The 19,397-nt window shown below is 56.5% G+C and carries 15 protein-coding genes, 2 tRNA genes and 3 rRNA genes; 11 read left to right on the top strand and 9 right to left on the bottom strand.

Features of this window, described 5'->3' with window-relative positions:
• The first annotated feature begins 95 nt into the window (after positions 1-95).
• Together E4T63_RS18960 and E4T63_RS18955 are read left to right on the top strand one after the other, a co-directional pair.
• Entirely contained in the window at positions 96-1,262 is a 1,167-nt protein-coding gene (locus E4T63_RS18960; RefSeq protein ID WP_135296263.1) for an aminotransferase class V-fold PLP-dependent enzyme, read from the top strand.
• Between the two features lie 56 nt (positions 1,263-1,318).
• Positions 1,319-3,127 (top strand): aminopeptidase P family protein, encoded by a 1,809-nt coding sequence (locus tag E4T63_RS18955; RefSeq protein ID WP_135296262.1) that lies wholly within the window; start codon positions 1,319-1,321, stop codon positions 3,125-3,127.
• A 49-nt stretch (positions 3,128-3,176) separates the two neighbouring features.
• Here the strand turns inward: E4T63_RS18955 and E4T63_RS18950 are convergent, their stop codons facing one another.
• Both E4T63_RS18950 and E4T63_RS18945 read right to left on the bottom strand, forming a co-directional pair.
• Positions 3,177-3,773 (bottom strand): 2-hydroxychromene-2-carboxylate isomerase, encoded by a 597-nt coding sequence (locus tag E4T63_RS18950; protein WP_135296261.1) that lies wholly within the window; start codon positions 3,771-3,773, stop codon positions 3,177-3,179.
• 40 nt (positions 3,774-3,813) lie between these two features.
• Positions 3,814-4,542 (bottom strand): SDR family oxidoreductase, encoded by a 729-nt coding sequence (locus tag E4T63_RS18945; RefSeq protein WP_135296260.1) that lies wholly within the window; start codon positions 4,540-4,542, stop codon positions 3,814-3,816.
• Between the two features lie 92 nt (positions 4,543-4,634).
• Here E4T63_RS18945 and E4T63_RS18940 point away from each other — a divergent pair, with 92 nt between their 5' ends.
• A complete protein-coding gene (locus E4T63_RS18940) occupies positions 4,635-5,213 on the top strand; it encodes a TetR/AcrR family transcriptional regulator (protein WP_135296259.1) in 579 nt (192 codons plus the stop codon).
• Between the two features lies 1 nt (position 5,214).
• Here the strand turns inward: E4T63_RS18940 and E4T63_RS18935 are convergent, their stop codons facing one another.
• Together E4T63_RS18935 and rhtA are read right to left on the bottom strand one after the other, a co-directional pair.
• Positions 5,215-5,496, bottom strand: coding sequence for a hypothetical protein (locus tag E4T63_RS18935; RefSeq protein WP_096795010.1), 282 nt, complete (start codon positions 5,494-5,496; stop codon positions 5,215-5,217).
• A 169-nt stretch (positions 5,497-5,665) separates the two neighbouring features.
• Complete coding sequence (gene rhtA / locus E4T63_RS18930) at positions 5,666-6,553, bottom strand: threonine/homoserine exporter RhtA (RefSeq protein WP_135296258.1); 888 nt, start codon at positions 6,551-6,553, stop codon at positions 5,666-5,668.
• A 682-nt stretch (positions 6,554-7,235) separates the two neighbouring features.
• Between rhtA and E4T63_RS18920 the strand changes: the two genes are divergently transcribed.
• The 6 genes from E4T63_RS18920 (at position 7,236) to mrdA (ending at position 14,572) form a co-directional block, all read left to right on the top strand.
• A 16S ribosomal RNA gene (locus E4T63_RS18920) occupies positions 7,236-8,772 on the top strand.
• Between the two features lie 81 nt (positions 8,773-8,853).
• Positions 8,854-8,930: transfer RNA gene (locus E4T63_RS18915), tRNA-Ile, on the top strand.
• A 29-nt stretch (positions 8,931-8,959) separates the two neighbouring features.
• A tRNA-Ala gene (locus E4T63_RS18910) sits at positions 8,960-9,035 on the top strand.
• A gap of 247 nt (positions 9,036-9,282) precedes the next feature.
• Positions 9,283-12,174 (top strand): 23S ribosomal RNA (locus E4T63_RS18905).
• Positions 12,175-12,327: 153 nt separating this feature from the next.
• Positions 12,328-12,443: ribosomal RNA gene (rrf, locus tag E4T63_RS18900) — 5S ribosomal RNA — on the top strand.
• The 16S, 23S and 5S rRNA genes sit together here with 2 tRNA genes alongside, the layout of an rRNA operon.
• 236 nt (positions 12,444-12,679) lie before the next feature.
• A complete protein-coding gene (gene mrdA, locus E4T63_RS18895) occupies positions 12,680-14,572 on the top strand; it encodes a penicillin-binding protein 2 (protein ID WP_027611428.1) in 1,893 nt (630 codons plus the stop codon).
• Between the two features lie 68 nt (positions 14,573-14,640).
• Here mrdA and E4T63_RS18890 read toward each other — a convergent pair whose 3' ends face one another.
• The 5 genes from E4T63_RS18890 to E4T63_RS18870 form a co-directional block, all read right to left on the bottom strand.
• On the bottom strand, positions 14,641-15,312 hold the full coding sequence (locus E4T63_RS18890; protein WP_135296257.1) for a hypothetical protein: 672 nt from the start codon (positions 15,310-15,312) through the stop codon (positions 14,641-14,643).
• A 78-nt stretch (positions 15,313-15,390) separates the two neighbouring features.
• Positions 15,391-15,597, bottom strand: coding sequence for a helix-turn-helix domain-containing protein (locus tag E4T63_RS18885; RefSeq protein WP_003226632.1), 207 nt, complete (start codon positions 15,595-15,597; stop codon positions 15,391-15,393).
• 9 nt (positions 15,598-15,606) lie between these two features.
• Positions 15,607-16,212 (bottom strand): DUF2975 domain-containing protein, encoded by a 606-nt coding sequence (locus tag E4T63_RS18880; RefSeq protein WP_095140016.1) that lies wholly within the window; start codon positions 16,210-16,212, stop codon positions 15,607-15,609.
• A 220-nt stretch (positions 16,213-16,432) separates the two neighbouring features.
• Positions 16,433-16,837, bottom strand: a complete 405-nt coding sequence (locus tag E4T63_RS18875) for a lysozyme inhibitor LprI family protein (protein WP_135296256.1) — start codon at positions 16,835-16,837, stop codon at positions 16,433-16,435.
• Positions 16,838-16,893: 56 nt separating this feature from the next.
• Positions 16,894-17,814, bottom strand: a complete 921-nt coding sequence (locus E4T63_RS18870) for an ADP-ribosylglycohydrolase family protein (protein WP_134786965.1) — start codon at positions 17,812-17,814, stop codon at positions 16,894-16,896.
• Positions 17,815-18,011: 197 nt separating this feature from the next.
• Here E4T63_RS18870 and E4T63_RS18865 point away from each other — a divergent pair, with 197 nt between their 5' ends.
• Positions 18,012-18,500: an SRPBCC family protein gene (locus E4T63_RS18865; protein ID WP_025111040.1), complete on the top strand. Its 489-nt coding sequence runs from the start codon at positions 18,012-18,014 to the stop codon at positions 18,498-18,500.
• On the top strand, positions 18,490-19,317 hold the full coding sequence (locus tag E4T63_RS18860; RefSeq protein ID WP_432431708.1) for an aminoglycoside phosphotransferase family protein: 828 nt from the start codon (positions 18,490-18,492) through the stop codon (positions 19,315-19,317). Before E4T63_RS18865 ends, E4T63_RS18860 begins: the two co-directional genes overlap by 11 nt.
• The last annotated feature ends 80 nt before the right edge of the window (positions 19,318-19,397 follow it).

The raw sequence follows: 19,397 nt of genomic DNA, 5'->3' as shown, positions 1-19,397 counted from the left end.
TGACGGTCTCGAACCCAGGCGCAGCTCACAAGGCTGCGCTGTGCCGTTTGCAGACACGAGCCTCCTGATCCCGGAACACGCTCTGCGAGTCTTTTATGAATAAACGTCCGTTGTATTTCGATTACGCCGCCACCACCCCGGTGGACGAGCGGGTCATCCAGGTGATGATCGATTGTCTGGGGTTTCACGGTAACTTCGGCAACCCGGCGTCCAGCTCCCATGCCTTCGGCCAGCAGGCCCGGCACACGGTCGAGCAGGCCCGTCGGCAAGTCGCCGAACTGGTCGGCGCCGAGGCCACGCAGATCGTCTGGACTTCCGGCGCCACCGAGTCCAACAACCTCGCCCTCAAGGGCGTGGCCCAGGCGCGCGGCGTTGCCGGCGGCCACATCATTACCAGCCAGATCGAACACAAAGCCATTCTCGATACTGCCCGGCAATTGCAGGATGCCGGCGTCGCGGTGACCTATCTGGTGCCGGACGCCGAAGGCCTGATCACCCCGCAGGCGGTCAGCGAAGCCATGCGCGACGACACCTTTCTGGTGTCGCTGATGCTGGTCAACAACGAACTCGGCACCCTTAATGACATCCCGGCCATCGGTGAAGTCGTGCGTGGCCGTGGCGCGTTGTTCCATGTCGATGCCGCGCAGGGCGCCGGCAAAGTGGCGATCGATCTGCAGCAGTGGCCGGTGGACCTGATGTCGTTTTCGGCGCACAAGCTCTACGGCCCCAAGGGGATCGGCGCGTTGTATGTCGGCCCACGGGCGCAGCAGCGTTTGCAGGCGCAGATTCATGGCGGCGGCCACGAAGGCGGGCTGCGCTCCGGGACCCTGGCGACGCATCAGATCGCCGGCATGGGCGCGGCATTCGCCTTGGCGGCAGCCGAATTCGATGCCGAGAAAAAGTCCATCGTGGCGCTGCGTGAACGGCTGCTCGAACAGTTGCTGAGTCTGCCGGGCGTACGCCTCAACGGCAGCGCCAGCCAGCGTATTGCGCACACGTTGAGCCTGACTTTCAGCGAAGTTGAATTCAACAGTGCGGCCTTGAGCCAGTCGATCGCCTTTTCCGCGACCTCGGCCTGCAACTCGGCGAGCAACACGCCTTCTCACGTGCTGCTGGCACTGGGGCACGACGCCCGGCTGGCCGGTCGCACCATTCGCCTGAGCCTCGGCCGTTTCACCACCGCCGATGATGTCGATCAGGCGGCAGCACTGATCAAAGGCGCCTGCGCCAGTGCCCCGGCATTCTGGGCGACAGGGCTTTAACCAGCCGGTTTTCACGGCTACGAACAATAACGATGAAGTGATTGGCAGGAGACATGATGAGTACCCAGACTTTGACCGAAGGAACGGTTCCCCAGCGCCTGGCGCACACCCGTGAACTGATGCGCCGCGAAGGCATTCATGCGTTGCTGGTGCCATCGGCCGACCCGCATCTGTCGGAGTACCTGCCGGGCTACTGGCAGGGGCGGCAATGGCTGTCGGGCTTCCATGGTTCGGTCGGCACTTTGATCGTTACCGCTGATTTCGCCGGGGTCTGGGCCGACAGTCGCTATTGGGAACAGGCGACCAAGGAACTCAAGGGCAGTGGCATCGAGCTGGTCAAGCTGCAACCGGGGCAGCCCAGCTCGCTGGACTGGCTGGCCGAGCAGACCCCGGAAGGTGGCGTAGTCGCGGTCGACGGTGCGGTGATGGCCGTGGCTTCGGCGCGCACCCTGAGTAGCAAGCTCGAAGCCCGCGGCGCGCGTCTGCGCACTGACATCGACCTGTTGAATGAAGTCTGGGCGGATCGCCCGAGCCTGCCGAACGCGCCGATCTATCAGCATCTGCCACCGCAAGCGACGGTCAGCCGTGGCGAAAAACTCGCCAAACTGCGCGAGACCCTGCAGGAACGTGGCGCCGATTGGCACTTCATCGCCACCCTCGATGACATCGCCTGGCTGTTCAACCTGCGCGGCGGCGACGTGTCGTTCAACCCGGTGTTTGTTTCTTTTGCGTTGATCAATCAACAGCAGGCCACGCTGTTTGTGGCCTTGAGCAAAGTCGATGCCGAGCTGCGTGCAGTGCTGGAACAGGACGGCGTGACTCTGCGCGATTACCGCGAGGTCGCCGACGCCTTGCGCGCTGTACCAGGCGGCGCCAGCCTGCTGGTGGATCCGGCGCGGGTGACCAGCGGTTTGCTGGATAACCTCGACAGCGCGGTGAAACTGGTCGAAGGCTTGAACCCGACCACCCTCGCCAAATCGCAAAAAAGCGAGGCTGATGCGCAGCATATCCGCAAGGCCATGGAGCAGGATGGCGCGGCGTTGTGCGAATTCTTCGCCTGGCTGGAATCGGCCTGGGGGCGTGAACGCATCACCGAACTGACCATCGACGAAAAACTCACCGCTGCCCGTGAGCGCCGTCCGGATTACGTGTCGCTGAGCTTCAACACGATTGCCGCGTTTAACGCCAATGGCGCGATGCCGCACTATCACGCCACCGAAGAAGAACACGCGGTGATCGAGGGTGACGGCTTGCTGCTGATCGACTCGGGCGGCCAGTACCTGGGTGGCACCACCGACATCACCCGAATGGTGCCGGTCGGTACGCCGACGGCTGAGCAGAAGCGTGACTGCACGCGTGTGCTCAAAGGCGTGATTGCCCTGTCGCGGGCGCAGTTCCCGAAAGGCATTCTCTCGCCGTTGCTCGATGCCATCGCGCGTGCGCCGATTTGGGCTGAAAACGTGGATTACGGTCACGGCACAGGTCATGGGGTCGGCTATTTCCTCAACGTGCACGAAGGCCCGCAGGTGATCGCCTATCAGGCTGCAGCGGCACCGCAAACGGCGATGCAAGCGGGGATGATCACCTCGATTGAACCGGGCACCTATCGTCCGGGTCGTTGGGGCGTGCGCATCGAGAACCTGGCGATGAGCCGCGAGGCGGGGAGCAGCGAGTTTGGCGAGTTCCTCAAGTTTGAAACCTTGACCCTGTGTCCGATCGACACGCGCTGTCTGGAGCCATCCTTGCTGACGCAGGAAGAGAAGCAGTGGTTCAACGCCTACCATGCTGAAGTGCGTGAGCGTCTGAGTCCGTTGCTGGAGGGGGCCGCGCTGGAGTGGCTGAACACGCGCACAGCGGCGATTTGAATGGCTGAAACCCGGGCGCTGTTGGCAGCGTCCGGGTTCTGAGGTTTTTCTAAGCCTGACGCAGGGCCTCTTCGACGAAGTCGAGGCGGTCCTGTCCAAAGAACATCTGGTTGCCGATAAACATGCTCGGCGCGCCAAACACCCCGCGTTTAATGGCTGTTTCGGTGTTGTCCTTCAGGGCTGCCTTGACTGTCTCGTCGCTGGTCAGGGCCAGAACTTCATTGGGATCGAAGCCCTGTCCGCTCAAAACCGCAGCGACAGTCTCCGGCTCATCGAGAGGGCGTCCCTCCACCCACAATGCCTTGAACAGACAATCGATAAATGCGTGAAAGCGTTCCGGCTGGCGCAGTTGGATGCCGGTGACCGCGCGCATCAGCATCAGCGTGTTGATCGGGAAATGCGGATTGAATTTCAGCGGCACGCCATAACGTTTGGCGTAGCGATCCAGATCCTGAAACATGTAGCGGCCCTTCGCCGGAATCATCGCCGGCGACGCGTTGCCAGTCGCCTTGAACACGCCGCCCAGCAGCATCGGGATATAGATCAGCTCGCTTTGAGTTGCGGCACATATTTTCGGTAATTGGGTGTAAGCCAGGTAGGTGGCAGGGCTGCCGAGGTCGAAATAGAACTCCACGGTTTTCGTCATGTTCGCTGCTCTCTGATTATTGTTATGGAGGAGGCGGGGCTTACCAGCGTTCGTTCCACGGGCGCAGATCCAGCTCGAAGGTCCAGGCATCCCGTGGCTGACTGTGCAGAGACCAGTAGTTTTCGGCGATGTGTTCGGGATTGAGAATACCGTCCTGATCCTTGGTCGCGTACTTCTCCGGGAAACTGTTGCGTATGAAGTCGGTATCGATCGCGCCATCGACCACTATATGGGCGACGTGGATATTCATCGGGCCCAACTCGCGAGCCATGCTTTGTGCCAGTGCACGGATACCGTGTTTGGCGCCGGCAAACGCGGCAAATCCGGAAGCACCGCGCAGCCCGGCGGTGGCGCCAGTGAACAGAATGGTGCCGCGTTGGCGGGTGACCATGCGCTTGGCCACTTCGCGGGCATTGAGAAAGCCCGAGAAACAGGCCATTTCCCAGATCTTGAAATACTTGCGCGCAGTTTCTTCGAGAATGCTGCAAGGCACGTTGGCACCAATGTTGAAGACAAACGCTTCGATCGGGCCGAGGTGGGTTTCAATCTCTTCAATCAACGCAATGACGTCTTCTTCCTTGCGCGCATCGCAGGCAAAGCCGTGAGCTTCGCCACCCTCGGCCTGAATCGCCTCGACCAGCGGCTGCAATTTGTCGGCGCTGCGCCGGGTGACGCAAGCGATAAAACCTTCTCTGGCAAAGCGCTTGGCAATCGCTCCGCCGGTGGCATCGCCAGCACCCACCACCAACACGACCTTCTTGTTATTCATGGGTAGATCCCTTTAGTAAACGATCGTTAAGTGAACGAACGTTATGCTAGGATCCGGGCAACGTCAAGGCGGTCGATCAAGAGGGCAAGCACATGCGGTATTCCGCCGGTCACAAGCTGGAAACCCGAGAAAAACTGCTGAACAGCAGCGCGCTGTCAGCCAAGCGTTCAGGCTTTTCCACGGTCGGTGTCGATGGTTTGATGAAGGCTATCGGCCTGAGTGGCGCAGCGTTTTATAGCCACTTCTCGTCGAAAAACGAGCTGTTCACGGCGATCGTCGAGCGTGAACTGTGTCAGAGCCTGGAGCGACTGGGAGGGCAGGGGGCGCAGGATCGTGAGCGGCTGGAACGCTGTCTGAAACAGTACCTGAGCATGGCTCACGTGGAGCAGCCTGAATCGGGCTGCGCCTTGCCGACACTGGGTGCGGAAATTGCCCGTTCAGATGATCAGGTTCGCGAGCAGGCAGAGTTGTGGATTAGTCGGTTGCACGCCAGTTGGGCGCAGATCCTGGAAAGCGACAGCCTGGCGTGGGCGGTTCTGTCGCAATGCGTCGGAGCGTTGGTAGTGGCGCGGATGCTGGTGACGCCGGAGATTCAACGGACGGTTTTGAAATCCAGTCATGAGGAAATCGGGCGTCAGCTGGCTGCTCGACAAGGCGAGCAGCCAGCATGATTCATTTGCAGATGACGATCATGCTGCGGCTGGTATAACCGGCCGGATTAAGACCGAACGGGTAGTCGCCGGGTTCTTCCACGGCGTCCCCTGATTTGGCGATGACTTTGTAGCCCTTTGGGGCGCAGGCATTGGCGGCGCTGGTGTAGCACTTGTCCCAAGAGGACGACAGCCCGGAACAGTTGATGTGCAGCCCTTTTTTACCGTGCTTCACTTGGGTCTTGGCGGTGGCTGCGCACCCCGCTACTGCCAATACAGCGATCAGTATCAAAATTCGTTTCATTACCGTCCTTATGGTAGCCACGAGTCTGGCGCTCGGGTCTGCCTGTATTCGCCTGCGCTTTAAGCGGTTCGATATCCCTGTCCGAAAAAATCCATGCCTGGCACTGAGTTAAGGGGTCTAAACATGGCCTAAATGAACGCCAATTGCCAGACCTTCGTCAAATCCTGTTTCAATCTGACGCTACAACGGGTTTGGCGCTACTGCCCATGGTCATGGTTGCCCCGACGGAAGCCAGAATAATGCACAGGATCGCCATCCATTGTGACAGCGTGAGGTACTCCTGCAGGAATAGCAGCCCGGACAACGCGCCAAAGGCCGGTTCGATGCTCATCAAAGTCCCAAAGGTGCGGGCTGGTATGCGGGTGAGGGCGACCATCTCCAGCGTGTAGGGCAAAGCAGTCGAGAGGATGGCGACGCCGATGGCCACCGGGATCAGCGACGGGGTGAGCAATGCCGCGCCGGCATGCACGATGCCGATCGGGGCGACAAACAGTGCGGCAATCATCACGCCCAGCGCCGCGGTCGTCACGCCGTTGTCGGCGCCAGCCTTTTGGCCGAACAGAATGTACAGCGCCCAGCACACGCCGGCCCCCAAGGCGTAACCGGCGCCGACCAGATCAATTCCCGTGGAGGTCGCTCCGGTGGGGATCAACAGGAGCAGGCCAGCTGCCGCCAGAGCAATCCAGAGGAAGTCGATCGCACGGCGAGAGGCGTAGATGGCGACGGCCAGCGGACCCGTGAATTCAAGCGCGACTGCGATGCCAAGTGGCACGGTGCGCAATGACATATAGAAGAGGAAGTTCATCCCGCCCAGTGCCATTCCGTAAACGATCACCGTGCGCAGGGACTGAGCTGTCAGCCTGGCGCGCCACGGACGCAGTAGTAACAGCATGATTACGCTGGCAAAGACCAGGCGCAGGGTGGTCGTCCCCTGAGCGCCAACCACCGGGAACATGCTCTTGGCCAGAGAGGCGCCAGACTGAATGGATGCCATGGCTATTAATAAGAGGCCAACCGGGAACAGCATTGAGGCCAGAGAGCGAGGTTGGTCAGTCATTGCGAGGCATCATCCGAAGGTGAGAGCAGGGTTGAGAGCAGGGTGTTGTTTTAAGTGTTGGGCAATATACTGCGCATTCGCTGACGTTGCATCTATATATAAGCAGGCTTTTTCGGTGCATTGATAGAAAACTGAAATTAACGGTTGACGGCAGATTCAGGAAGTCTATAATTCGCCCCACTTCCGGCGCAGTCGAAACGGAAAACTCCTTGAGATTCAACGAGTTACGCGGTTTTCGACAGCGACTTGCTTCAGTTCATCGAAGCCTGGAAGGAGTTGAAAGAGCGGTGATGTTTGGCTCTTTTGACGGTTCGATCTTCTCGGTCGAAAGCGGAGAAAAAGAGGTGTTGACAGCAGCGTGTAACGCTGTAGAATTCGCCTCCCGCTAACGAGAGATCGGAAGCGCAAGTGGTTGAAGTTGTTGAAGAAATCTTCGAAAACTTCTGAAAATAATCACTTGACAGCAAATGAGGCTGCTGTAGAATGCGCGCCTCGGTTGAGACGAAAGATCTTAACCAACCGCTCTTTAACAACTGAATCAAGCAATTCGTGTGGGTGCTTGTGGAGTCAGACTGATAGTCAACAAGATTATCAGCATCACAAGTTACTCCGCGAGAAATCAAAGATGTAACCAACGATTGCTGAGCCAAGTTTAGGGTTTCTTAAAAACCCAAAGATGTTTGAACTGAAGAGTTTGATCATGGCTCAGATTGAACGCTGGCGGCAGGCCTAACACATGCAAGTCGAGCGGATGAAAGGAGCTTGCTCCTGGATTCAGCGGCGGACGGGTGAGTAATGCCTAGGAATCTGCCTGGTAGTGGGGGACAACGTTTCGAAAGGAACGCTAATACCGCATACGTCCTACGGGAGAAAGCAGGGGACCTTCGGGCCTTGCGCTATCAGATGAGCCTAGGTCGGATTAGCTAGTTGGTGAGGTAATGGCTCACCAAGGCGACGATCCGTAACTGGTCTGAGAGGATGATCAGTCACACTGGAACTGAGACACGGTCCAGACTCCTACGGGAGGCAGCAGTGGGGAATATTGGACAATGGGCGAAAGCCTGATCCAGCCATGCCGCGTGTGTGAAGAAGGTCTTCGGATTGTAAAGCACTTTAAGTTGGGAGGAAGGGTTGTAGATTAATACTCTGCAATTTTGACGTTACCGACAGAATAAGCACCGGCTAACTCTGTGCCAGCAGCCGCGGTAATACAGAGGGTGCAAGCGTTAATCGGAATTACTGGGCGTAAAGCGCGCGTAGGTGGTTTGTTAAGTTGGATGTGAAATCCCCGGGCTCAACCTGGGAACTGCATCCAAAACTGGCAAGCTAGAGTATGGTAGAGGGTGGTGGAATTTCCTGTGTAGCGGTGAAATGCGTAGATATAGGAAGGAACACCAGTGGCGAAGGCGACCACCTGGACTGATACTGACACTGAGGTGCGAAAGCGTGGGGAGCAAACAGGATTAGATACCCTGGTAGTCCACGCCGTAAACGATGTCAACTAGCCGTTGGGAGCCTTGAGCTCTTAGTGGCGCAGCTAACGCATTAAGTTGACCGCCTGGGGAGTACGGCCGCAAGGTTAAAACTCAAATGAATTGACGGGGGCCCGCACAAGCGGTGGAGCATGTGGTTTAATTCGAAGCAACGCGAAGAACCTTACCAGGCCTTGACATCCAATGAACTTTCCAGAGATGGATTGGTGCCTTCGGGAACATTGAGACAGGTGCTGCATGGCTGTCGTCAGCTCGTGTCGTGAGATGTTGGGTTAAGTCCCGTAACGAGCGCAACCCTTGTCCTTAGTTACCAGCACGTAATGGTGGGCACTCTAAGGAGACTGCCGGTGACAAACCGGAGGAAGGTGGGGATGACGTCAAGTCATCATGGCCCTTACGGCCTGGGCTACACACGTGCTACAATGGTCGGTACAGAGGGTTGCCAAGCCGCGAGGTGGAGCTAATCCCATAAAACCGATCGTAGTCCGGATCGCAGTCTGCAACTCGACTGCGTGAAGTCGGAATCGCTAGTAATCGCGAATCAGAATGTCGCGGTGAATACGTTCCCGGGCCTTGTACACACCGCCCGTCACACCATGGGAGTGGGTTGCACCAGAAGTAGCTAGTCTAACCTTCGGGAGGACGGTTACCACGGTGTGATTCATGACTGGGGTGAAGTCGTAACAAGGTAGCCGTAGGGGAACCTGCGGCTGGATCACCTCCTTAATCGACGACATCAGCTGCTCCATAAGTTCCCACACGAATTGCTTGATTCATTGAAGAAGACGATAGAAGCAGCCCGAAATTGGGTCTGTAGCTCAGTTGGTTAGAGCGCACCCCTGATAAGGGTGAGGTCGGCAGTTCGAATCTGCCCAGACCCACCAATTTTTGTGTGGGAAACCTGTAGAAATACGGGGCCATAGCTCAGCTGGGAGAGCGCCTGCCTTGCACGCAGGAGGTCAGCGGTTCGATCCCGCTTGGCTCCACCACCACTGCTTCTGAAGTTTGAAAGCTTAGAAATGAGCATTCCATCGCTGTGATGGTGAATGCTGATTTCTAGTCTTTTGATTAGATCGTTCTTTAAAAATTTGGGTATGTGATAGAAAGATAGACTGAACGTTACTTTCACTGGTAACGGATCAGGCTAAGGTAAAATTTGTGAGTGACTCTTAAGAGTTTTGCGAATTTTCGGCGAATGTCGTCTTCACAGTATAACCAGATTGCTTGGGGTTATATGGTCAAGTGAAGAAGCGCATACGGTGGATGCCTTGGCAGTCAGAGGCGATGAAAGACGTGGTAGCCTGCGAAAAGCTTCGGGGAGTCGGCAAACAGACTTTGATCCGGAGATGTCTGAATGGGGGAACCCAGCCATCATAAGATGGTTATCTTGTACTGAATACATAGGTGCAAGAGGCGAACCAGGGGAACTGAAACATCTAAGTACCCTGAGGAAAAGAAATCAACCGAGATTCCCTTAGTAGTGGCGAGCGAACGGGGACTAGCCCTTAAGTGGCTTTGAGATTAGCGGAACGCTCTGGAAAGTGCGGCCATAGTGGGTGATAGCCCTGTACGCGAAAGTCTCTTAGTCATGAAATCGAGTAGGACGGAGCACGAGAAACTTTGTCTGAATATGGGGGGACCATCCTCCAAGGCTAAATACTACTGACTGACCGATAGTGAACTAGTACCGTGAGGGAAAGGCGAAAAGAACCCCGGAGAGGGGAGTGAAATAGATCCTGAAACCGTATGCGTACAAGCAGTGGGAGCCCACTTTGTTGGGTGACTGCGTACCTTTTGTATAATGGGTCAGCGACTTATTTTCAGTGGCGAGCTTAACCGAATAGGGGAGGCGTAGCGAAAGCGAGTCTTAATAGGGCGTCTAGTCGCTGGGAATAGACCCGAAACCGGGCGATCTATCCATGGGCAGGTTGAAGGTTAGGTAACACTGACTGGAGGACCGAACCGACTACCGTTGAAAAGTTAGCGGATGACCTGTGGATCGGAGTGAAAGGCTAATCAAGCTCGGAGATAGCTGGTTCTCCTCGAAAGCTATTTAGGTAGCGCCTCATGTATCACTGTAGGGGGTAGAGCACTGTTTCGGCTAGGGGGTCATCCCGACTTACCAAACCGATGCAAACTCCGAATACCTACAAGTGCCGAGCATGGGAGACACACGGCGGGTGCTAACGTCCGTCGTGAAAAGGGAAACAACCCAGACCGTCAGCTAAGGTCCCAAAGTTATGGTTAAGTGGGAAACGATGTGGGAAGGCTTAGACAGCTAGGAGGTTGGCTTAGAAGCAGCCACCCTTTAAAGAAAGCGTAATAGCTCACTAGTCGAGTCGGCCTGCGCGGAAGATGTAACGGGGCTCAAACCATACACCGAAGCTACGGGTATCACGCAAGTGATGCGGTAGAGGAGCGTTCTGTAAGCCTGTGAAGGTGAGTTGAGAAGCTTGCTGGAGGTATCAGAAGTGCGAATGCTGACATGAGTAACGACAATGGGTGTGAAAAACACCCACGCCGAAAGACCAAGGTTTCCTGCGCAACGTTAATCGACGCAGGGTTAGTCGGTCCCTAAGGCGAGGCTGAAAAGCGTAGTCGATGGAAAACAGGTTAATATTCCTGTACTTCTGGTTATTGCGATGGAGGGACGGAGAAGGCTAGGCCAGCTTGGCGTTGGTTGTCCAAGTTTAAGGTGGTAGGCTGAGATCTTAGGTAAATCCGGGATCTTAAGGCCGAGAGCTGATGACGAGTTACCTTTTAGGTGACGAAGTGGTTGATGCCATGCTTCCAAGAAAAGCTTCTAAGCTTCAGATAACCAGGAACCGTACCCCAAACCGACACAGGTGGTTGGGTAGAGAATACCAAGGCGCTTGAGAGAACTCGGGTGAAGGAACTAGGCAAAATGGCACCGTAACTTCGGGAGAAGGTGCGCCGGTGAGGGTGAAGGACTTGCTCCGTAAGCTCATGCCGGTCGAAGATACCAGGCCGCTGCGACTGTTTATTAAAAACACAGCACTCTGCAAACACGAAAGTGGACGTATAGGGTGTGACGCCTGCCCGGTGCCGGAAGGTTAATTGATGGGGTTAGCTAACGCGAAGCTCTTGATCGAAGCCCCGGTAAACGGCGGCCGTAACTATAACGGTCCTAAGGTAGCGAAATTCCTTGTCGGGTAAGTTCCGACCTGCACGAATGGCGTAACGATGGCGGCGCTGTCTCCACCCGAGACTCAGTGAAATTGAAATCGCTGTGAAGATGCAGTGTATCCGCGGCTAGACGGAAAGACCCCGTGAACCTTTACTATAGCTTTGCACTGGACTTTGAATTTGCTTGTGTAGGATAGGTGGGAGGCTTTGAAGCGTGGACGCCAGTTCGCGTGGAGCCATCCTTGAAATACCACCCTGGCAACTTTGAGGTTCTAACTCAGGTCCGTTATCCGGATCGAGGACAGTGTATGGTGGGTAGTTTGACTGGGGCGGTCTCCTCCTAAAGAGTAACGGAGGAGTACGAAGGTGCGCTCAGACCGGTCGGAAATCGGTCGTAGAGTATAAAGGCAAAAGCGCGCTTGACTGCGAGACAGACACGTCGAGCAGGTACGAAAGTAGGTCTTAGTGATCCGGTGGTTCTGTATGGAAGGGCCATCGCTCAACGGATAAAAGGTACTCCGGGGATAACAGGCTGATACCGCCCAAGAGTTCATATCGACGGCGGTGTTTGGCACCTCGATGTCGGCTCATCACATCCTGGGGCTGAAGCCGGTCCCAAGGGTATGGCTGTTCGCCATTTAAAGTGGTACGCGAGCTGGGTTTAGAACGTCGTGAGACAGTTCGGTCCCTATCTGCCGTGGACGTTTGAGATTTGAGAGGGGCTGCTCCTAGTACGAGAGGACCGGAGTGGACGAACCTCTGGTGTTCCGGTTGTCACGCCAGTGGCATTGCCGGGTAGCTATGTTCGGGAAAGATAACCGCTGAAAGCATCTAAGCGGGAAACTTGCCTCAAGATGAGATCTCACTGGAACCTTGAGTTCCCTGAAGGGCCGTCGAAGACTACGACGTTGATAGGTTGGGTGTGTAAGCGCTGTGAGGCGTTGAGCTAACCAATACTAATTGCCCGTGAGGCTTGACCATATAACACCCAAGCAATCTGCATGCTCGAAAGAGACCAGATTGCGGTGTGTGAAGACGCAATGAACCGAAAGTTCGCGATGCTCACAAACACCTGTATCACATACCCGATTTGCTGAAGCGAGGCCAACCGGTCACGAGTCAGTACCCGAATTTCTTGACGACCATAGAGCGTTGGAACCACCTGATCCCATCCCGAACTCAGAAGTGAAACGATGCATCGCCGATGGTAGTGTGGGGTTTCCCCATGTGAGAGTAGGTCATCGTCAAGATTAAATTCCGAAACCCCAATTGCGAAAGCAGTTGGGGTTTTGTTTTGCCCGCAGGAAAGTGCTTCTCTTGTCAGAGTCAGACGGCACGAGAGTTCCAACCGTCGCCGGGACTGCCATTAGGGAAAATCCTTCTGAAGTGACCACTCGGTTTTTGGTATGGTGCAGCTCGTTTTTTAACGGACTGATGTCATGCCCACGGATCGGCACTCAATTTATGTCAAAGAGTTGCTGTAGAAATGCCTGAACCCATCCCGATCAAGGATCACGAAAAAGAGACGCGTCTGGTCAACAAGCGGTTGATCGCCTGCGCTCTGTTCGTCTTTGCCATCAGTTGCGCGCTGGTGGTACGCCTGTACATCCTGCAAGTGGTTGAATACGACTACCACTCGACCATCTCTGAAAACAACCGCGTGCACGTCTTGCCGATTCCGCCGACAAGAGGCCTGATCTACGATCGCAATGGTGTGCTGCTCGCTGATAACCGTCCCAGTTACAACCTGATCATTACCCGCGAACGCGCCACTGATGTTAATCAGGAGCTGGACGAGGTAATTAATCTGCTGCATTTACCCGCCGAAGATCGTACGATTTTCGATAAGGCCATGAAGCAGTCCCGTCACCCATTCACCCCGGTGACACTGTTCTACGAGCTGACGGAGGAACAAATCGCCGTGTTGGCGGTTAACGAGTTCCGTCTGCCGGGCCTTGATGTCGAGCCGCAGTTCGTTCGGCATTACCCGTTGGGGGCGCACTTCGCGCATTCGATTGGCTACGTTGGCCGGATCAACGAAAAAGAATCCAAGACCCTCGATTCGGTAGAGTACCGCGGCACACAATCCATCGGTAAAACCGGCATTGAACGTTTCTATGAAGCGCAGCTGCATGGCCACGTCGGATATGAAGAGGTTGAGACCAACGCCCAAGGCCGGGTGCTACGGGTGCTCAAGCACACCGATCCGGTCCCTGGCAAAAACATCGTTCTAAGTCTCGACGTCAAACTGCAGGAGGCTGCGGAAGCCGCACTGGGCGACCGTCGTGGCTCGGTGGTGGCTCTCGACCCGTCCACCGGTGAAGTGCTGGCCATGGTCAGCAATCCGAGTTTCGACCCGAACCTGTTCGTCACTGGCATCAGCTCCAAGGAATACTCGGCGCTACGCGATTCCATCGACCGCCCGCTGTTCAACCGTGTGTTGCGCGGCCTCTATGCGCCGGGCTCGACCATCAAGCCGGAAGTGGCAATCGCCGGCCTCGATGCCGGTGTCGTGACGCCGCAGACCCGCGTCTTTGACCCAGGCTACTACCAACTCCCGGATTTCGATCACAAGTACCGCAACTGGAACCACAGTGGCGATGGCTGGGTGGACATGGACGCGGCAATCATGCGCTCCAACGACACCTACTTCTACGATCTGGCACACAAGCTCGGCATCGATCGCCTGCACGACTACATGGCGATGTTCGGCCTTGGCGAAAAGGTCTCGCTGGACATGTTCGAAGAGTCACCCGGTTTGATGCCGTCTCAGGCCTGGAAGCGTGCCACGCGCCGTCAGGCCTGGTTCCCGGGGGAAACGGTGATCCTGGGTATCGGCCAGGGTTACATGCAGGTTACGCCGCTACAACTGGCTCAGGCTACCGCACTGATTGCCAACAAGGGCGTATGGAATCGTCCGCACTTGGCGAAGACGGTCGATGGTGTGGCGCCGGTCGACGAGCATCCGATGCCGAATATCCTGCTTAAAAACCCGCGTGACTGGGATCAGGTCAACCACGGGATGCAGATGGTGATGCACGATGCCCGGGGTATCGCGCGCGCCGCAGCGGCAGGTGCGCAGTATCGCATTGCCGGTAAGAGTGGTACCGCACAAGTGGTAGCGATCAAGCAAGGCGAGCGCTACAACCGGGAGAAAACCCTCGAACGTCATCGCGACAACGCCTTGTTCGTTGGTTTCGCTCCGGCGGAGCACCCGAAGATCGCCATCTCGGTGATGATCGAAAACGGTGAGGCCGGTGGTCGAGTGGCCGGCCCTGTGGTGCGGCAGATCATGGACGCCTGGTTGCTGGACCAGGACGGCCACCTCAAGCCGCAATACGCGGCGCCGGCCAAGCCGCCGGGTGATCCCCACGTCTAACCCGAGTCAGCTTCACAGCACCGCCTCACGCTGGCTGAGCTGTGAAGCTCTCACGTTTTAGCAACTGACTACTTGCAGCTGTAACCCTCGGGCATCGTGACGCTGTAGTTGCGTTGCATGCGATCCTGGAAGTTCAAATTCTGCAGGCCCTGCTCGACCAGAAACGCTTCGACCTTGGCGGCCTGACAGTCCTCGTTATAAGACGACGCCCGCAGCAGATACACCGTGCGCTTACTCGCCTCATCCCGGGCGGTGACAGTGAAGGTACTGAGGGTGGTGTAGCCGATACGCTCTGACGTTCCCACCGGGCCATAGGTCGTATTGGGCTTACTGGTACAGGTCAGTCGGTCATCTTTCTTCTTGGCGTTCTTGCACACGGTCGTAGTGCTGGTTGGAACTTGCCCATAGTCGGTGGCGGTATAGCGATAAGACACTTGCCGGCTGCCGATATCGAGAGTGACGGTCATTTTGATCGGCGCGTGATTCCTGGGCAGGCTGGCGTCGGTATAAACCTCCTGAAAGCCTCTGTCTTTCAGTGCGTTGACCATGTTGCGAAGATAGTAGCGGGCATTCAGTGCGTTCTCATCGGCGCTGTTGGTCGAGGTCACCAGCACGGTTGCCTTTCGATCGAACGGATAGTCCGGATCAGGTATTGCGTTGAGTGCTACGTCTATTTGCGTGGCGCAGCCGCCAAGCAACGCGGTCAGCATTAATAGGACGCAGAACAAATAACGGGACATGACAAAGACGCCTTGCAACTAAGGATTGAATAAAAGTTAAACGGATGAGGGGGCGATAAATAAACCGCCGCCAGCGGGCTAGTCTTTCTGGTATTCCAGCAGATCGCCAGGCTGGCAATCGAGCGCAGCGCAGAGCTTGTCCAGAGTTGCCATCTTCACGCCTTTGACTTTGCCGTTTTTGAGCAATGACAGATTCGCCTCGGTGATCCCGAGCAGGGCGGCTAACTCTTTTGAACGAATTTTTTGCGTGGCCATGACTACGTCAAGGCGGACAATAATGGTCATTATATTGTTCTATATGTATTGGCTTTGCTCATCGCTGAGTACTTTTGCGTCACGCATGATAATTGAAAAAATACAGAGTAATACGCCTTTGATTATTTCGTAGGCAGAAGCGGAAGACATGCCGATCGAGAACTGGAAAATCCGATCCCCCGGCGGCAGATCTATCGACAACGCCAGACCTTGCAAGGTCTCTATTAGCGGGTAGGTTGCCGGAGAAACGATGCAGAGCACGCCTACTCGCCAGAGGACCCTGATGTTGCGGTCGGTCCAGGTTTCGCCGCGCGACAAGCGCAAAAAGAACAAACCGGTCAGCCATAACGCGTAAGCCGACAGGACCACGGGCAGGAAATCCAGAAAGACGATCAGCGCCGTGACCGTTGATGACAGCCAGGTGTCGGGATCAAGCAATGCCCCTTCGACAAACGGGTCAAGCAATTGCGGCGAGCCCTCAGCAAAGGCATAGAGCAGGCCGGCCAGCATTTCATCCTTTTTGAAGAACCAGATCGTTGCGTTGCCGCCGACCTCCGTTACCCCCAGAACCCAGACGAGAATTGCTGCCAGCAGCCCGATCCAATGCATGCGCTGCAGCGCCAATCCGTTGATGTGAGTACTCATGAAAATTCCTGGTTGCTACAATTTGGTAGCGAATTCTCGATGATAAATTATCTAATTACAATAATTAATTTTTGATTTTGATGCTTGAGCATCCTCTTCTAATCCGGCGCCGCATGGTTGCTCGCAGGGTGCGGGGAGTCGGTAGGCTGGTCAGCGTGCGACAGGTGCTCCAAGTGTGGAATCAACAAACCTGTTGGCAAGACTGAAACCCTCTGCAACATCAGGCCCCTGGCACCGGGCAACTCATGTCACCTTCCTGACACTTCAAATACTGCTTCAGCGCCCCGACCCTCACCTTTGTCACCTCGGTCAGGCAATTGCTGTAAATCAATGGATAAACACTCCCGCCGTCCACACCGGACGCGGAAAACTTGCATTCGGCATCACGAAAGCCGATCCACGCCCGCTGCGCGCTCACCAGAAGCTTTTTGCTGTCGGCGTTGTCCTTCAAACGATTAGTGATCTGCTGATACACCGCGTTCAGCTCCTTGTCCGCTGCCTTGAATTCCTGCCCGGCGCACTGGTTCATGGTGACCTGATTGCTGGTGTTGGCGCAGTCGACGGCGGCGTGGGCGAGAGGCGTGAACAGGACGGGTGTCAGGGCCAGGAGCAGGCGTGGGAGCATGGTTAATCTCACTGTGTCGGATGAAAGTGCAGAGCAGTTTAGCGGCTATGGTGCTTCTATTCAGGAACGCGCAGTCGGGAGGCTTCGAGCAGGCGATCCGCTGTGGCTGCAATCTCCTCGCCGTCATGAAGTATTTCCAGCCAGTGAGCAGGAATCGCCCGAACGCCATAATAGGCCCCGGCCAATTGACCGACGATCGCGGCAGTGGTGTCAGCGTCATCGCCGAGGTTGGCGGCTTGCAGAATCGCCGCTGTAAAACTGTCGGTGTGATGAAAACACCACAGCGCGGCTTCCAACGACTCAACGCTGTAGCCGCTGCCACGGATATCATTGACTGATTTGGCCAGATAATCTCCTCGAGCAATCGCGGCAACTTTAGGCTCAGTGAAAGCTGAGCGCGGCAGCCTGCACAGTTCGCTTTTGCAGATACCGAACAGCGCGTTGGCGATCAGTTCGGCAAACAATTGACAGCATTCGATGGCTTCAGGGGCCGCGTGGGTTGTCCGCGAACTGTCGCTGGCGAAGTTGCGGATCTGCTGGACGTCAGGGAAGAAAAACAGCACCACCGGCGCCAAACGCATGAGCGAGCCGTTGCCGGCGGTAAACGGGTCGGTTGACCCGGCAAAGGCCTGACCGGTTTGCTGATACTGCGACAGTGCCTGACTGACGGTCATGCCAATATCGAAACAATCCCCCGTCGAGCTCAGATATCCCCACCGCCACCAGTTCAGATAGCGTCCCATCTGGTCCGCCGCATCGAATGTGTTTTTGCTCAGAAGACTCTCCGCCAGGCAAAGCGCCATCGAGGTGTCATCCGTCCATTGTCCGGGCTTCAAGTGAAAGGGGCCACCGCCGACCATGTCCGTCAGCGGCTGGAATGAGCCTCGTGGCTTGAACTCCACCGTGGTGCCGACGGCGTCGCCGCAAGCGAGACCGAGCAGAGCGCCGCGATAACGTTCGGATAGAGATGGCTGCATGCTTCGTCCTTGTTTGTTTCCATTTCGCTGGAAAAGGTAACAGGTTCAGCGAGAGGGTTGCGTCAGTCATTCACTCATTCAACGATCGGAAATGCCGCCGAATGTTTCCTTTGGACTGAACAGGTGCAGCCCTTTGATACAACTTCAGGTTGGACATGTGGTCATACAAGCCTACTGTTCAAAACAGGAGGTGACTTATGAAACCGGTACCCAATAGTTTCGAACGCAAAATCACGCTGAAGGCGCCGCGTTCTTATGTCTGGCGCGCATTGGTCGATGCCGAGGCTTTTGGCCAGTGGTTTGGTGTGGCGCTGGAGGGCAGGCGGTTCATTGCCGGGGAATGGACGCAAGGGCAGGTCACGTATCCTGGTTATGAACACGTGTTGTGGAACGTGCTCGTCGAGCGGGTCGAGCCACAGCAGTTGTTTTCGTTTCGCTGGCACCCGTACGCGGTCAATCCAAAGATCGACTATTCACAGGAGCCGACGACGCTGGTCAAGTTCGAGCTGCAGGATTACGAGGGCGGCACTTTGCTCAAAGTGTCCGAGTCCGGCTTCGCGCACATTCCCGACGTGCGGCAGAAGGAGGCGTATTACATGGACAGCCGTGGCTGGGAGGAACAGCTGAGTCGACTTGAACAGTTTCTCGCCGAAAGCGCCAAGACCCGCGAGCGTGATGGTGACTGACTGCGCAATCTTCGAACCCTGGTTGCAACGCTGGGCGCTGGTACCGGACGGTGAGCCGGTCATCACCCCCGGCAGCCGTCTGTTGCCGGTGCGTTTTGGCGACACGCCGGCCATGCTCAAGGTTGCGCTCGATACCGACGAGCAATTCGGCAATCGACTGATGACTTGGTGGGACGGTGAGGGCGCAGCGCGGGTGCTGGCCCATCACGAGGAAGGTTTGTTGCTGGAACGGGCTATGGGCCGGCGTTCGTTGATGCACATGGCGCTCAACGGTGAGGACGACGAAGCCACGCAGATCATGTGCACGACACTATCGCGCTTGCATGCGCCGCGCCCGACGCCGCCACCGCCGCTGGTGGAGCTGGCACCGTGGTTCGCCTCGCTGCGCGTGGCCGCGGCCGAACATGGCGGGACCTATGCCCTGAGCCTGCAAACGGCTGAAGCCTTGCTCGCAGATCCGCAGGACGTGGTGGTGCTGCACGGTGACATGCACCACGACAATGTTCTCGATTTCGCTGCACACGGCTGGCTCGCTATTGATCCCAAACGAGTACGCGGCGAGCGCGGTTATGACTACGCCAACCTGATCTGCAACCCGGACTTGCCGACGGCTGGCGATTCACAGCGATTGCGCCGGCAGGTCGAGGTGATCGTCGAGGCGTCCGGGCTTGATCGCCGACGCTTGCTGCAATGGGTGCTGGCATTTGCCGGGTTGTCGGCCGCCTGGTTCCTGGAGGACGATGCGCAGCAACAGGCTGCCGAACAGCTGCAGGTCGCGCAAATCGCCGCTTGCCTGCTGGATGACTGGGAGGACTAAGGGTTTTCGGAAGGGCTTCTATAGCGAATGTCTTACACGCGGTGGTAGCTTTTGCGACTATTGCCGATTGGATCCACGGC

It is taken from the genome of Pseudomonas fluorescens, assembly GCF_004683905.1.
GTDB classification, from domain to species: Bacteria; Pseudomonadota; Gammaproteobacteria; order Pseudomonadales; family Pseudomonadaceae; genus Aquipseudomonas; species Aquipseudomonas putida_A.
The sequence above is the reverse complement of the archived record's forward strand: the minus strand, read 5'-3'. Positions and strand labels throughout refer to the sequence as shown.